Source organism: Promicromonospora sp. NPDC050249 (assembly GCF_040656015.1).
Lineage (GTDB): Bacteria > Actinomycetota > Actinomycetes > Actinomycetales > Cellulomonadaceae > Promicromonospora.
In genome coordinates, this window is sequence record NZ_JBFAKY010000003.1 from 140,576 (window position 1) to 154,644 (window position 14,069).

The 14,069-nt window shown below is 70.8% G+C and carries 10 protein-coding genes; 7 read left to right on the plus strand and 3 right to left on the minus strand.

Annotated features, from left to right (window positions below):
* The first annotated feature begins 15 nt into the window (after positions 1–15).
* The 7 genes from AB0I32_RS03640 (at position 16) to AB0I32_RS03670 (ending at position 10,576) form a co-directional block, all read left to right on the plus strand.
* The gene (locus AB0I32_RS03640; protein ID WP_357502972.1) at positions 16–1,566 is read left to right on the plus strand and encodes an extracellular solute-binding protein; all 1,551 of its coding nucleotides are present in this window, start codon (positions 16–18) and stop codon (positions 1,564–1,566) included.
* Between the two features lie 97 nt (positions 1,567–1,663).
* The gene (locus tag AB0I32_RS03645; RefSeq protein ID WP_357502974.1) at positions 1,664–2,353 is read left to right on the plus strand and encodes a DUF624 domain-containing protein; all 690 of its coding nucleotides are present in this window, start codon (positions 1,664–1,666) and stop codon (positions 2,351–2,353) included.
* The gene (locus AB0I32_RS03650) at positions 2,350–4,953 is read left to right on the plus strand and encodes a beta-galactosidase (protein ID WP_357502976.1); all 2,604 of its coding nucleotides are present in this window, start codon (positions 2,350–2,352) and stop codon (positions 4,951–4,953) included. The genes AB0I32_RS03645 and AB0I32_RS03650 overlap by 4 nt, the downstream gene beginning before the upstream one ends.
* A gap of 83 nt (positions 4,954–5,036) precedes the next feature.
* A complete protein-coding gene (locus AB0I32_RS03655) occupies positions 5,037–5,873 on the plus strand; it encodes an ABC transporter ATP-binding protein (RefSeq protein WP_357502978.1) in 837 nt (278 codons plus the stop codon).
* The gene (locus AB0I32_RS03660) at positions 5,870–6,634 is read left to right on the plus strand and encodes an ABC transporter permease (RefSeq protein WP_357502980.1); all 765 of its coding nucleotides are present in this window, start codon (positions 5,870–5,872) and stop codon (positions 6,632–6,634) included. The genes AB0I32_RS03655 and AB0I32_RS03660 overlap by 4 nt, the downstream gene beginning before the upstream one ends.
* Before the next feature lie 15 nt (positions 6,635–6,649).
* On the plus strand, positions 6,650–7,414 hold the full coding sequence (locus AB0I32_RS03665; RefSeq protein WP_357502982.1) for a MerR family transcriptional regulator: 765 nt from the start codon (positions 6,650–6,652) through the stop codon (positions 7,412–7,414).
* A gap of 3 nt (positions 7,415–7,417) precedes the next feature.
* Positions 7,418–10,576 carry a BTAD domain-containing putative transcriptional regulator gene (locus AB0I32_RS03670; RefSeq protein ID WP_357502984.1) on the plus strand — a complete coding sequence of 1,053 codons (3,159 nt, stop codon included), beginning with the start codon at positions 7,418–7,420 and terminating at the stop codon, positions 10,574–10,576.
* On the opposite strand, the gene AB0I32_RS03675 is transcribed toward AB0I32_RS03670, so the two are convergent.
* The 3 genes from AB0I32_RS03675 to aztD form a co-directional block, all read right to left on the minus strand.
* Positions 10,569–11,378 carry a CPBP family intramembrane glutamic endopeptidase gene (locus AB0I32_RS03675; RefSeq protein ID WP_357502986.1) on the minus strand — a complete coding sequence of 270 codons (810 nt, stop codon included), beginning with the start codon at positions 11,376–11,378 and terminating at the stop codon, positions 10,569–10,571. The two genes, AB0I32_RS03670 and AB0I32_RS03675, sit on opposite strands and share 8 nt — an antisense overlap.
* Positions 11,379–11,438: 60 nt before the next feature.
* Positions 11,439–12,356, minus strand: a complete 918-nt coding sequence (locus AB0I32_RS03680) for a metal ABC transporter substrate-binding protein (RefSeq protein WP_357502988.1) — start codon at positions 12,354–12,356, stop codon at positions 11,439–11,441.
* Between the two features lie 141 nt (positions 12,357–12,497).
* Positions 12,498–13,835: a zinc metallochaperone AztD gene (gene aztD / locus AB0I32_RS03685; protein ID WP_357502990.1), complete on the minus strand. Its 1,338-nt coding sequence runs from the start codon at positions 13,833–13,835 to the stop codon at positions 12,498–12,500.
* Positions 13,836–14,069: the final 234 nt, after the last annotated feature.

Genomic DNA, 14,069 nt, shown 5'->3' on the forward strand with positions numbered 1-14,069 from the left:
GAGGGAGTCTCAACGATGAGAAAGTCTTTCGCGAGGGTCGGGGCGGCAACGCTCGCCCTGGCCATGAGCACGGCAACACTGGCAGCCTGCGGTCCCAGCGGTGGGTCCGACTCCGGGGAGCCGACCGAGATCACCATGCTCGTCCTGGGTGACAAGCCGGAGAACGGCCGCCTGGAGGCGATGCTGGAGGAGCTGAACCCGCACCTCATCGAGGAGGCGAACGCCACCCTGGACTTCTACTACGTGGAGTGGGCCGACTGGCAGACGCAGTACAACACCCAGCTGCTCTCCGGTGACGACAGCATCGACCTGATCACCACCGCCACGGACTGGCTGTTCGCCTGGGAGAACGCGGAGAAGGGCGCCTTCCTGCCGCTCTCCGAGGAGATGCTCCAGGAGCACGCCCCGCGGACGTGGGAGCAGGTCGAGGCGAACGGGAACTGGGACAAGGTGACGCTCGACGGGGAGATCTTCTTCATCCCCGAGGACAACTTCACCCAGTGGACCAACCACGGGTTCTTCTACCGCGGCGACTGGGCGAAGGAGGCGGGCTTCGAGGACGGCACGATCACGAAGTTCGAGGACTTCACCACCTACTTCGAGTGGGTCAAGGAGAACAAGAAGGACGCCTACCCGTGGGACGTCGCTGGGGCCAACGACCACGCGCTGACCGGGTACCTCCAGGGGCACACCGATGGCCAGACCCTCCAGCAGATCACCGCGGGCAACTACTGGCCGTTCCAGACCACCGAGGCCGACCCCGACACGGTGACCTCCTGGTACATGGAGGGCGACGAGCTGCTGGAGGCCGCCGAGCTGGCCAAGGAGTGGAACGACATCGGCGTCTGGCGCGAGGACGCGCTGAACTACGACGGCGTCACGCGTGAGCTGTTCTACGCGGGTCTCTCCGGCGCGGACCAGCACCACGCGCAGACCTACATCGGCGCGATCGTCGACAACATGAACAAGAAGCAGCCCGGCTCCGACCCGAAGTTCTTCTACTGGGGTCAGGAGAACGGGAACTTCTTCCGGGACATCCCCACGCACGGGGCCATGGCCGTGAACGCCACCTCGGGCAACCCTGAGAAGGCGCTGGAGGTCTACGACGTCCTGCGCAACGACGAGGAGGCCTACAAGCTGCTCAACTTCGGCATCGAGGGCACCGACTACGTCATGACCGACGAGGGCAAGCTCGACCGTCCGGAGGGCTGGGACGAGACCACCGACGCCCTGGGGTCGAACTTCTGGGGCGGCCGGATGGACGAGTTCGAGCCGGACCGGGTCACGGACGCGCCGAACAAGCAGGAGATCTACGACGAGCTCGACGCGGCGGCGAAGGACTACCCGTACACGACCCTCATCGTGAACAAGGACCTGATCGACCCCTACCTGGCTGCCATGGGCGGCGTGCTCTCCGAGTACATCCCGCAGCTCCAGTACGGCAAGTTCGACGACCCGGCAGCCGCCATCGCGGACATGCGCGAGGAGCTGGAGGCCGCGGGCTACAACGAGGCGAGGGACGCCATCCAGGCCGACCTGGACGCCTGGGCGGAGACCCAGGGCTAGTTCGCCGTCTCGGTGGCCGAGCTGGTCGAGACACGGGTCCCGACCGGCTCGGCCACCGACAGCCGTACCACCGGCCACATCAAGAGACAGGGCGATCGTGAGCAAGATCTTCCACCCGGACTCACCGCTCCTGCGGTTCCTGGACAAGGTCGCGGACGTGATGATCCTCAACCTCGTGTTCATCGCGACGGCGATCCCGGTCGTCACGCTCGGCGCCGCTCTGACCGCCCTGAACTACAGCGCCATGAAGATCGTGTCCGGCGGGAGCACGTCGGTGGCGAGCGACTACCTCAGGTCGTTCCGGACGAACTTCAAGCAGGCGACGCTCCTGGGGCTGGCCGTCGTGTTCCTCGCCCTGGTCCTGGCGGCCTGGTACGTGGTCGTCGACAACCTCGACGTCCCCGTCATCGTCCGGATCGTCCTGCTGGTGGTGTTCTACCTCGTCGCGTTCCGGTTCGTGCTGGCGACGCTGTACGTCTTCCCGTACACCGCAACGTTCGAGAACACCGTCCTGGAGGTGCTGAACAACTCGCGCCTGATGTCGCTCCGGCACCTCTTCGGGTCCCTTGCCATCGCCGCGGTCACCGCGCTCCCCGTCGTCGTCACCGTCTTCTACCCGAGGGTGGCGGTGTACGGGCTGCTCTGGTTCCTCATCGGTTTCGCGGGCCTCGCCGTCGTGAACGCGGTCCTGTTCACGAGGATCTTCCGCACGTACATCACCGAACCCGCCACAGAACCCAGCACTGAACCCACCACCGAACCCGCCGAGAGCGAAGGTACGAGATGACGACGCAGACGGACGCCACCGTAGGGCTGCGGCCCTCCGGGCTCGTGCTCGACGGCGCCGAGCAGGTGCACCTGTGCGCCTCGCTGTTCTACTTCCGGGTGCCGCGCGAGGCCTGGGCGGACCGGCTGGCCCAGGTGGCGGCGTCCGGCTACACGCTCGTGGACGTCTACGTCCCGTGGAACTTCCACGAGACCGCGCCCGGCCGGTGGGACTTCACCGGGCGGCGCGACGTCGGCGAGTTCCTCGACCTGGCCCGCGACGCCGGGCTCGGTGTCGTCGCGCGGCCCGGCCCGTACATCTGCTCCGAGTGGGACGGCGGCGCGCTGCCCGCGTGGCTGACCCTCGAGGACGGCCTGGCGCTGCGGCAGGCCGAGCCGCGCTACCTGCGGCACGTCGAGGCATGGTTCGACCAGGTGATGCCGCTGCTCGCGGCCCGGCAGCGCGACAGGGGCGGCGCCGTCGTCGCGATCCAGGTGGAGAACGAGCTCGACTTCTTCGACACCGCCGACCGCCCCGCGTACCTGGCTCGGCTGCACGAGCTGACCCTCGGCCACGGCATCACGGTGCCCGTCGTGGCCTGCGCCGGGCAGGGCGACCTCGCGGGGGCCACCGGGGGAGTCGACGGCATCACTCCCGCGTTCAACTTCTACCCGGACGACCTGTCGCCGTTCGTCGAGGCCGAGGTACGGCAGCACGCCGACCTCGTCGCCGACCGCGGTGAGCCGCTGCTGGTCATGGAGACCAACCGCAGGCACGCGACGCTGCGCCGGCTGCTGGTCAGCGGCGCGAAGGTCATCGCGCCCTACCTGCAGGCCTCCGGCTTCGACTTCGGCTACACGCCCTCGGTGGGCAACTGGGGCGACCCGGGCGGGTTCATGTCCCATGACTACGACTTCGGCGGGTACCTCGACCCCGTCGGCGTGCCCCGCCCCGAGATGGCCGAGGCCCGCGTCCTCGCGCGTGTGCTGCGCACCCTCGGACCCGCGCTCGCCCGGTCGACCACAGCCTCCGCCGACGGCGCCTTCCGGGTCGACGTCGCCACCAGCGCCTCGCCGTCCAGGCTGGTGCTCGACGGCGGGGGCGAGCTGACCGGCATCCCGAACCTGACCGACGGCGCAGGGACCGCCGCGTTCCCTGCATGGTTCGGCGGGCCCGAGGTGGCGGTACCGCTGCCCGCTGCGTCGTGCCTGCTGGTGCTGCGGGACCTGCCGCTGGACCGGTTCGGGCTGCCGGGGACCCTGCGCCTGGCGAGCGCCGACCTGGTCGGCGCCGGCCCGGACGGGATCGAGCTGGCGACGGCCGGCGCGAGCGTCGTCGTGCTGGAGGCCCCGGGCGGGCGGCCGGTGCTGGTCGAGCTGGCCGCACCCGCGCCCGGCGCCCCGGTCCGCGCACGGATCGAGGCAGGGGTCGACGGCGTGACGTGGGCGGTCGTCGTCCGCCATCCCGCGGACGTGGACGCGGACGCGCCGTCCGACGGCGGAACCGCCGCGGACGATGCGGCCGCCGAGCACCCGTCACTCACGGCCCTGACCGCGCTCGACCTTCCGGCCCGCACCGGGCGCACCACGCGGCACGACGTGCCGCCGTCGTCGGAGGAGGTGGGTGTCTACCGCGGGCGTACGCACTACTCGACAGGCCTCGACGGGGCGGACGAGCTGCTGATCGAGGGCGCGTCGGACATCGTGGACCTCGCGCTCGCCGGGGCCGCGCTCCCCACGGTCGCGGGCTTCGGTGCCACCTTCCGGCTGCCGGTGGCCGGGGCGGGTCGCCTCGACGCGACCGTCGAGACCTGGGGGCACGCGAACTTCGACGACGTCCGACTCCCGGCGCTGCGCCTGGGGTCGTCGCGCGGGCTCGGCAGGGTGTGGTCGGTCGTCGGCCGGTCCGACGTGTCCGTGCTGTGGCGCGTGAGCGCGGCGGGCGGCTGGCCGGGCGAGCCGGCACCGCTGCGCACGCTCGGCGGCTGGAGCAGCACCCGCGTCGGAGAGCCGACCACCTACTCGCGCGGCCTCGACGTCGATGATGCGCACCACCATGCGTTGCGCCTGGCCGGGGTCGCGGGGTCGGTCCGGGTGACCGTGGACGGCGTAACGCACACCGTGACAGAGGACGACCCCTGGCTACACCTTGCCCCGGGTACGGGGCACGCGGTCGCGATCACCGTGCCGCACCGGCCGGGAACCGGCCTGGCCGCCGAGCTGCTCCGCCTGGAGCCGGTCAGCGGCTGGGACGTGGAGCCTCAGCCGGACGAGGCGATCCTCGACCTGTCCCGCGCCGACGCCGCAGGGGAGGCCGTCGCCCTGCCGCTGGAGCTGGCACCCGGCGAGGAGCGGTGGTTCGAGGCGGCGGTGCCGCCGGGCGGGCTCTCGCTCGGGTTCGAGGGCGCCCAGGTGCGGGTCAGCGCGTTCGCCGGCGGGGAGCTGCTGGGCCGGGTGTGGCTCGACGACCCCGCGCGGCCGCGGTTCACCGGCGGCGACGCCGGCCGGCTGTGGCTGCCTGGCGCGTGGAACGACGGGACCGTCCGGCTCCTGGTCCGCGCCACGCGCGGGGTCGAGGCCCCGGTGCTCGGAGGAGTGCGCCTCACCGCGACCCAGGGCTGAGCCCGACCACGGAACAAGGCCGCGGAAACGAGTTCGGATGCGGGGTTGACCCTGACGCAGGGTCAACCCCGCATCCTCGTCGCATGAACACAAGAACGGACATCGGAACGAGTCCCGGAGCCGGCGCGGGAGCACCCGCGATCCGCGTGCGCGGGCTGGAGAAGTCGTACAAGGACCTGCAGGTGCTCAAGGGCGTGGACCTCGAGGTCGCGCGCGGCAGCATCTTCGCCCTGCTCGGCTCCAACGGCGCGGGCAAGACCACCGCCATCAAGATCCTGTCCACGCTGCTCAAGGCCGACTCCGGCACCGCGAGCGTGAACGGGTACGACGTCGCCACCCACGCCGCCGAGGTGCGCGAGTCGATCAGCCTGACCGGTCAGTTCGCCGCCGTCGACGGAATCCTCACCGGCCGGGAGAACCTGGTCCTGGTCGCCAGGCTGCGCCACCTGGCCGATCCCGGCAAGATCGCCGACGACCTGCTCGCCCGGTTCTCGCTCACGGAGGCCGGCGGGCGCAGGGCCGCTACCTACTCGGGCGGGATGCGGCGCCGTCTCGACATCGCGATGAGCCTGATCGGCAACCCGTCGGTCATCTTCCTCGACGAGCCGACGACGGGCCTCGACCCCGAGGCACGCGTCGAGGTGTGGCGCACCGTCAAGAAGCTGGCCGACGGCGGCACGACGGTCCTGCTCACCACCCAGCACCTCGACGAGGCCGAGCAGCTCGCCGACCGGATCGCGATCCTGCACCAGGGCCGCATCATCGTCGACGGCACCCTGGCCGAGCTCAAGGCGCTGCTGCCGCCGGCCGAGGTCGAGTACGTCGAGAAGCAGCCCACCCTTGAAGACGTCTTCTTCGCCACAGTCGGCGGCGACGGCACCACCGCAGGCAACGGCAAGAGCAGCGAGGACCAGCGATGACCAGCCACTTCTTCAGCGACACCGGCACCCTGACCCGGCGCTCCCTGACCCACATCCTCCGCAGCCCGGACACCATCATGACGACCGCGCTCATGCCCATCGGGTTCATGCTGATGTTCGTCTACGTACTTGGCGGCGCTATCGACGCAGGCACCGGAAGCTACGTGAACTACCTGCTGCCCGGCATCCTGCTCATGACCGTCGCCTCGGGTATCGCCTACACAGCGTTCCGGCTCTTCCTGGACATGCAGGGCGGCATCTTCGAGCGGTTCCAGTCCATGCCCATCGCACGGTCGTCGGTCCTCTGGGCGCACGTGCTGACGTCGCTGGTGGCCAACCTCGTCTCGATCGCCGTCGTCGTGCTGGTCGCGCTCCTGATGGGCTTCCGCTCCGGCGCGGACGTCCTGGTGGCGTGGCTCGCCGTGGCCGGCATCCTTGTCCTGTTCACGCTCGCGCTGACCTGGCTCGCGGTCATCCCCGGGCTCACCGCGAAGACCGTGGACGGCGCCAGCGCGTTCTCCTACCCGCTCATCTTCCTGCCCTTCATCAGCTCGGCCTTCGTCCCGACCGAGACCATGCCCGGGCCGGTGCGCTGGTTCGCCGAGAACCAGCCGGTGACCTCGATCGTCGACACGATCCGCGCCCTCCTGGACCAGCAGCCGGTAGCTAGCGACATCTGGGTCGCCCTGGGCTGGTGCGTCGGCATCCTCGTGGTCACCTTCTACCTCGCCATGGCGGCCTACCGCCGCAAGATCTCCTAGGGCACGCTGGACAGCATGCTGACGATCGGCCAGGTGGCGTCGTACGCCGGGGTGACAGTGCGCACGGTTCGGCACTATCACCAGATCGGGCTGCTTCCGGAGCCGGAGCGGGACCGCTCCGGCTACCGGTCGTACGACGTCGCCGCGGTCGTCCGTCTGATCCGGATCCGCACCCTTGCCGACGCCGGCGTCCCCCTGGCCAGGGTGCAACAGCTGCTCGACGCCGCTCCGGAGGAGTTCGCCGACGCCGTCGAGGAGATCGACCAGGGACTGCGCGCCGAGATGCGGCGGCTGCGGGAGAACCGCAGGCGGATCGCCAGGCTCGCCGCCGGAGAGAGCCTGGCGCTCCCGCAGAGCGTCCTGGACTACCTCCGGCGGCTGCGTGGCCTGGGGCTCGACGAGCAGTACATCGAGCTCGAGCGGGACGCCTGGATCATGGTGGCCGCCCGCGCGCCGGACCAGATCGACGCGGTGATCGCGATGAAGCAGCGGGAGCTGGACGACCCCGACACGGTAAAGCTCTACCTGCTGATCAACGAGGGCGTCCACTGGTCGGCCGACGACCCCCGGATCGTCGAGATCGTCGATGTCCTGGAGCGTGTGGTGCGGCGGGCCGTCGACGCCGGCGAGCAGGGCGACGAGGCGCTCGACCAGTCCTTCGTCGACCTGATGGACCGGACGGTGGTCGAGTCCTCGCCGGCCGGGGCGCGGGTCATGGCGCTCCTGGAGGAGCGCGGCTGGAAGGGGTGGACCCGGATCGAGCAGGTGCCGCCGAGGTAGCCCGTGGCCCGTGGCAGAATCGCCCGGGTGCAGATCGGGATGATCGGGCCGCTCGAGGTGCGTCTGGACGACGGCGTCCTCGCCGAGGTACCGGGCTCGCGGCTGCGGGCGCTCTTGATCGCCCTTGCTCTCAACGCCGGCCGCGCGGTCCAGAGAGCGACGCTCGTCGACTGGATCTGGGGCGAGCAGCCGCCGTCCGACGCGACGAACGCCCTGCAGCGCCTGGTCTCCCGGCTGCGGAAGGTCCTCCCGGACGGTTCGATCGAGGGGCAGCCGAGCGGCTACCGGCTGCTGGTGGACCCTGACGCCGTCGATGCGCTGCGGTTCGAGCGTCTCGTGGACCGGGCGCGTACCGCCGACGGTCCACGGCGGGTGCAGCTGTTGCGCGAGGCGCTGCTGCTGTGGCGTGGGAAGGCCATGCAGGACGTCGACCTGGAGGGCAGCACGGCGTTCGACGCAGCGGTCACCCGGCTCGAAGGGCTGCACCTGACCGCCCTGGAGGACCGCTTCGATGCGGAGATCAGCCTGGGTCACGGTGCCGGCCTGGTCCCGGAGCTGACGGATCTGGTAGCGGCCCACCCGCTGCGCGAACGGCTCGTCGCCGCGCTGATGCGCGGGCTCGCCGCCGCCGGCCGCGACACGGACGCGCTGCTCGTCTACCAGCGCACGAGAGAGGCCCTGGCCGACGGGCTCGGCGTCGACCCCTCGACGGAGCTGTCCGCGCTGCACGTCGCGCTGCTGCGCGGCGAGGTCGGACCCCGGGACGAGAGTCGGAGGACCAACCTGCGTGCCGAGCTGACCAGCTACGTCGGCAAGGACTCGGATATCGCCGCCGTCCGCGCCATGGTCGGCGAGCACCGGCTGACCACCCTGACCGGGCCGGGCGGTGCGGGGAAGACCAGGCTGGCCACGGAGGCCGCCCGCACGCTGGTCGACGACGTCCCGGACGGCGTCTGGCTGGTCGAGCTCGCGGTCGTCGGCGCCGACGGCGACGTCGCACAGGCGACGCTCGCCGGTCTCGGCCTGCGCGACACGCTGCTCGGGGAGGCGACGGACCTCGAACCGGCCGAACGGCTCGTCGCCGCGCTCCGCGAGCGGGAGATGGTCCTGGTCCTGGACAACTGCGAGCACGTGATCGAGCACGCGGCCGCGTTCGCCCACCGCCTCCTCGGAGAGTGCCGGCAGCTGCGGATCCTGGCGACGAGCAGGGAGCCGCTCGGCATCACCGGCGAGGCGCTGTGGCCGGTGCTCCCACTGGAGGTGCCGACGCAGGACGCCGACCTCGGTGAGATCGAGTCGGCGCCGGCCGTCCGGCTGCTGCGCGAGCGGGCGAGGGCGGCCCGCCAGGACCTCACGGTCGATGCCGTGACGCTGACGACCATGGCTCGCATCTGCCGGTCGCTGGACGGGATGCCCCTGGCGATCGAGCTGGCCGCGACCCGGCTCCGCACGATGTCCGTCGACCAGCTCGCCGACCGGCTCGACGACAGGTTCCGGGTGCTGACCGGCGGCAGCCGCACCGCGCTGCCCCGGCATCGCACGCTGCGCGCGATGGTCGACTGGAGCTGGGAGCTGCTGACCGACGCCGAACGAACGGTCCTGCGCAGGCTGTCGGTGTTCGTCGGCGGGGCGAGCCTGGACGCGGCCGAGCGGGTCTGTGCCGGCGACGCCGCCGGGGAGGCGGAGGTACTCGACCTGCTCACGGCACTGACCGAGAAGTCGCTGCTGATCGCCGACGCCGGTGGCAGCCCGCGCTACCGGATGCTCGGCACGATCAAGGAGTACGCCGCACAACGCCTCGCGGAGGCGGGCGAGTCGGACCTGGCCCGCCGGGCGCACCTGGACTGGTTCGTCGAGCTCACCGAGACCATCGAGCCCCAGCTGCGCCGGCCCGAGCAGCTGCAAGGGCTCACCACGCTCGCGGGCGAGCACGACAACCTCAGCGCCGCGATGCGCGGTGCGCTCGCAGCGGGCGAGACACGCGCGGCGATGCGGCTCGCGGCGGGAGCCGGGTGGTACTGGTGGCTCAGCGGGCACAAGACCGAGGGCCTGGAGCTCATCACCGCGGCCGCCGAGCTGCCCGGCGAGGTCGACGACCGGACCCGCGCCGCCGTCTACTCGCTCGTCGTGATGTTCGCGAGCTCCGGGCGGGCCGCCGACGAGCGGCAGGCAGCGGACTGGATCCACAAGGCCTACGGGATCAGCCTGCGCGACGGGCCGCACAGCCCGCTGCTGGGGCTGGTCGTGCCCCTGGAGCGCATGCTGCAGGGATCTGATCCCGTGAGCGCGTGGGAATCGGTGCTGGACAACGACGACCCCTGGGCGCGTGCGCTGGGCCGGCTGCAGCTCGGCAAGATGCGCGTGGTGCTCGGCCGTCCCGGACAGGACGCCGACGCCTACCTCGAGCAGGCGCTCGCCGAGTTCCGGGCGCTGGGCGAACGGTTCGGGATCTCCTTCGCCCTGACCGAGCTGGCGGACCGGGTCGCGACGCGCGGCGAGTTCGCCATGGCGTCCGAGTACTACGAGCAGGCAGTCGCCGTGGTGGCAGAGGTCGGCGCCGTCGAGGACGTCATCCGGATGCGGTCGGGGCAGGCGCGGCTGTACCGGCTGCTGGGCGACGAGGACGCGAGCGTCGCGGCGATGGTCGAGGCGGCGCGGCTCGCGGAGCGGGTCACATGGCCGGAGGCGTTGGTGGAGGTGGCGCTGGCCAGGGCGGAGCTCGCACGGTGGGCCGGCGACGTCGAGGAGGCTCGCCGACAGATTGATCTCGTGCTGACGAGGCTGGGCGACGGGACGGCGAATCTCAGCGCGGTGACGCACCACCAGCTCGGCTACCTCGCCGACGACCTGGGCGAGTCCCGCAGGCATCGCGCGGCGGCCTGCCGGGCCGCCGCCGAGGCGGGGTACGCGCCGATGCTCGCGCAGAGCCTCGTCGGGGTCGCGGACCTCGCGCTGCGGTGCGGACGTCCCGAGGAGGCCGCACGGCTGCTCGGGGCCAGTACCGAGGTGCGCGGGCTGCCGGACCGCTCGGACCCGGACCTGGCGCGGATCGAGAAGGTGGCGCGGAGCCGCCTCGGCGACGACGGCTTCGCCGAGGCGGCTCGCGTGGGTGCGGAGACGGGCTGGGATCGGCTGGTCGCGGTCACGCTCGCTGCTACATGAGCCCCAGGACCAGGGCCAGGGTGCCGAACGTCGACATCAGGAGGGTCGTGCCGACGTGCATGCCGATCGACAGGCGGAGGTCCTTCTTCTTCCAGACGAACCAGGGCCCGGGGAAGAAGAAGATGACGCGGGACAGGAACACCCACGGTGACCAGAGGTGGTACAGCGAGAAGAGGACGGTGCTGAGTACCGGGGCCCACGCGCCGAGGTGCGCGAGCCGGGGCATCAGGAACCCGCGGAAGTAGTACTCCTCGATGAGCGGGAGCGAGAACCCGGTGAACGGGATGGAGGCGGCCAGCGTGATGATCATGACCGTGCGGCTGTTCCCGTCGAGGTAGGTGGTGGCGCTCGCGCCGACGTCGTCGAACGGCAGCCACGTGAAGAACGCCTCGAAGACGACGGCGTCCAGGGCGGTGAGCGCGCTCGAGACCGCGACGAACCACACGATGAGCCCCGCGACCATCGCCACGAGCCTGCCGCGCGGCACCGGCTTATCCAGGTAGCCCAGCACGCCACGCAGCGAGTACCGCCCGGTGCGGCGTCGCCCCAGCCAGAGCAGGCCGAGCTGGAGCGGGAAGAGCACGACGGTCAGCGCGATCGCCCAGCCCAGGAACGACGGATAGTCGAGGGCCCGGACCAGTGGCTGGGCGAGGGCGAGGTAGACGGCGACGATCAGGACGCCTGGTACGAGGTGGAGCGCTATGGACAGCGGCAGCGAATGGCGGTCGGCGAGCAGCAGATCGACCATCCGGTTCGTTCGGGTGTCTGGTGCGGAGGCTGCGAGCCCCTGTGTGTTCTCCATGCCGGAGATGTTCGCCCGGTCTGCGGACACCGTCCTGACACGGCGCTGACACCGCCCCGGTCAGTGCTCGCAGACGAGACCGTCCTCGAGGGCAGCCAGGTTCTCCCGCATCATGTCCATGTAGTCCGCGTTCGGGTCGGACCGACCCTCGATGGGATCGAGCTTGGCGGAGTCGATCCCGAGGTCCTCGGCGAGCGCCCTTGCGACCTTCGGGCTGGTGATCACCTCGAAGAAGACGGTCTGCACGTCGTCGTCCTGGACCACGGAGCGCACGGCGCGCAGGCGGGCGGGTGAGGGTTCGGCCTCCGGGTCGATCCCGGAGATGCCTACCTGGACGAGGTCGTACCGCTCGGCCAGGTACCCGAACGCTTCGTGCGACACGACGAGGGTTGCCCCGGCACACCGCGCGAGCCCGTCGCGGTAGTCCTGGTCCAGGGCGTCGAGCTCGGCGACCAAGGCGTCGGCGTTGGCGGCGTAGTCGGCCGCGTGCGCCGGGTCGGCGTCGGCGAGCTCTGTGGCGATGCCCTGTGCGACGTCCGCGAGCCGGGTGGGGTCCTGCCAGAAGTGGGGGTCGAGCGCGGTGCTGCCCGACGGCGCCGCGGCGGCACCGTTGGGCCCGGCCTCCAGCCCTGCCGCCTCGGCGGCGTCGAGCAGACGCTCGGGTGGGCCGGCCTCCAGGGCCTCGTCCGTCGCGGGCTGCATACCGGAGAGGTAGACGACGAGATCGGCCTGGCCCATCTCGCGCACCCGGGCCGGCGAGAGCTCGATGCTGTGCGGGTCGGCGGCGGCGGGCGTGAGGTTCGTGACGTTCACGTGCTCGCCGCCGACCTGCTCGGCGACGTACTGCAGCGGGTAGAACGACGTGAGGACGTCGACCGTGTCTTCCTGGGCGTCGGGTGAGCACGCGGCGGTCGTGGACAGGACCAGCAGCGTGGCTGCTGCGGCGGACAGCGATCGGGCACGGGGGCGGGAGGTCATGAGGTTCCTCGGCGGTGTGGTGAGAGGTGGAGCAGTGCTGAGGGCAGGAGTGGTGGCCGCGACACCGGCGGTGTCGCGGCCACCACTCCTGCGGGGCGCCAGGGTCAGCCCTGGTCACTCGTGTCCGAGTGGGTCGCCGTCCTACTCCTCGGAGTGGTCGTCCTCGGGGTGCTCGTCGCTCTTGCCGAACTCGGTCGACCCCTCCTCGACGTTCCCGGAGATGCCGTTGATCTCGTTGGGCTCGACCTCGAGCTCCTTGGTCAGCCAGACCTCGCCGGTCTCGATGTCCACGGCGTGGATCGACCTGGTCGCGGGGTCGGTGACGTACGCCGAGCCGTCGAGCATGAAGATCGCCGGGCGGGGAGTCTGCCACTCGATGGGCTCCTCCCACTCGTCGATGACGGGGATCGACTTGACCAGCTTCTTCTTCTCCGGGTCGATCACGTGGATCTGACCGTCGGTCCCCAGCACGAGGCCCTCGCCGTCGTCACCGCGCGCCAGCGACCGGAAGGTGTAGCTCGAGGGCAGGTCAACGAGCGTCAGCTCGCCGGTCTCGGTGTCGGTGAGCGAGATGCGCTCGGGACGCTCCAGCTCGGCGTCCTCGTCGACCTTGTAGTCGCCCAGCACGACGCTGGACTCCTCGCTGCCGGCCTGGTTGCCGATACGCCCGTAGGAGTCAGGGCTGTCGACCTTGGTGATCTTGCCGTCCTTGTAGATCAGCACCCCGTCCTGGCAGCCGATCAGGACCACCTCGTCGGCGGCGACGGCCTCACCGTGCACGCCGGGGCACTCGTCGGACGACGCGATCTCCTTGTCGTCCTTGTCGAGCACCCGGATGCCAGTGCGGGCGTCCTCTGTGCCCTCGGAGACGACGAGGGAGCCGTCGTGCAGCTCGACCGCGACACCGTGGTGGGCCTCGGGCGTGGCGAACGAGCGGGTCTCGCGCTCCGGGTCGGTGACCTCGCTCGCGTCGAAGACCGTCACCTCGCCCGTGCCGTCGTCGAACAGTGCGACGCGGCCGTGGTGGGGCACGACGTGACCGGGCGTCTCGGCGTCGAACCTGACGTCGGTCAGCTGCGGCTCGGCGGTGTAGTAGTGCGAGTGGTCGCCGTGCGGCTCGGCCCACGCCGCGGCGTCCAGGACCTGGAACCCGCCCGTCGTGGAGACCAGGAGGTGCCGGCCGTCGCCGACGTCGTTGAGGCGGTTGAAGCCGTCGAGCTCGAACTCACCGACGGAGTCCAGCGTCCCGGCGTCGAGCACCTGGATACCGCCGTCGTAGGTGATCGCGATGCGAGGGGTGTAGGTGGCCTCCTCGGTCGCCGGGTTCTCCGCGGCTTCGCTGGTGGCCGGTGAGGCCGGTTCGTCGGAGCCGGCCCCGGCCTCGCCCGAGGAGCAGGCAGCCAGTGCCGTGAGGGGAAGAACGAGGCCGAGGGCGACCAGGGTCCTTGCCTGTGAGCGGGTTCGTGCGGTGAGTTTCATGCGTTTCTGAGCTCCGCGGGGTGTCGCGAGGGCGGAGCTTGCTCCTTTCAAGAACGGGTCATGGCGCGGCCATGGCCGCGGCGCAGACCATATCAGAAGTGAGAATCATTATCGTTAACGCCTTGCGGGTACCCCGGGGGTGGGTGAACTTGCGGGACCTGCTCTTGATAATGGTTCTCACTACTGCTTCACTCCTCGCGTGCATGAGAATCGTTCTCATTTGTCCGCGTTCGG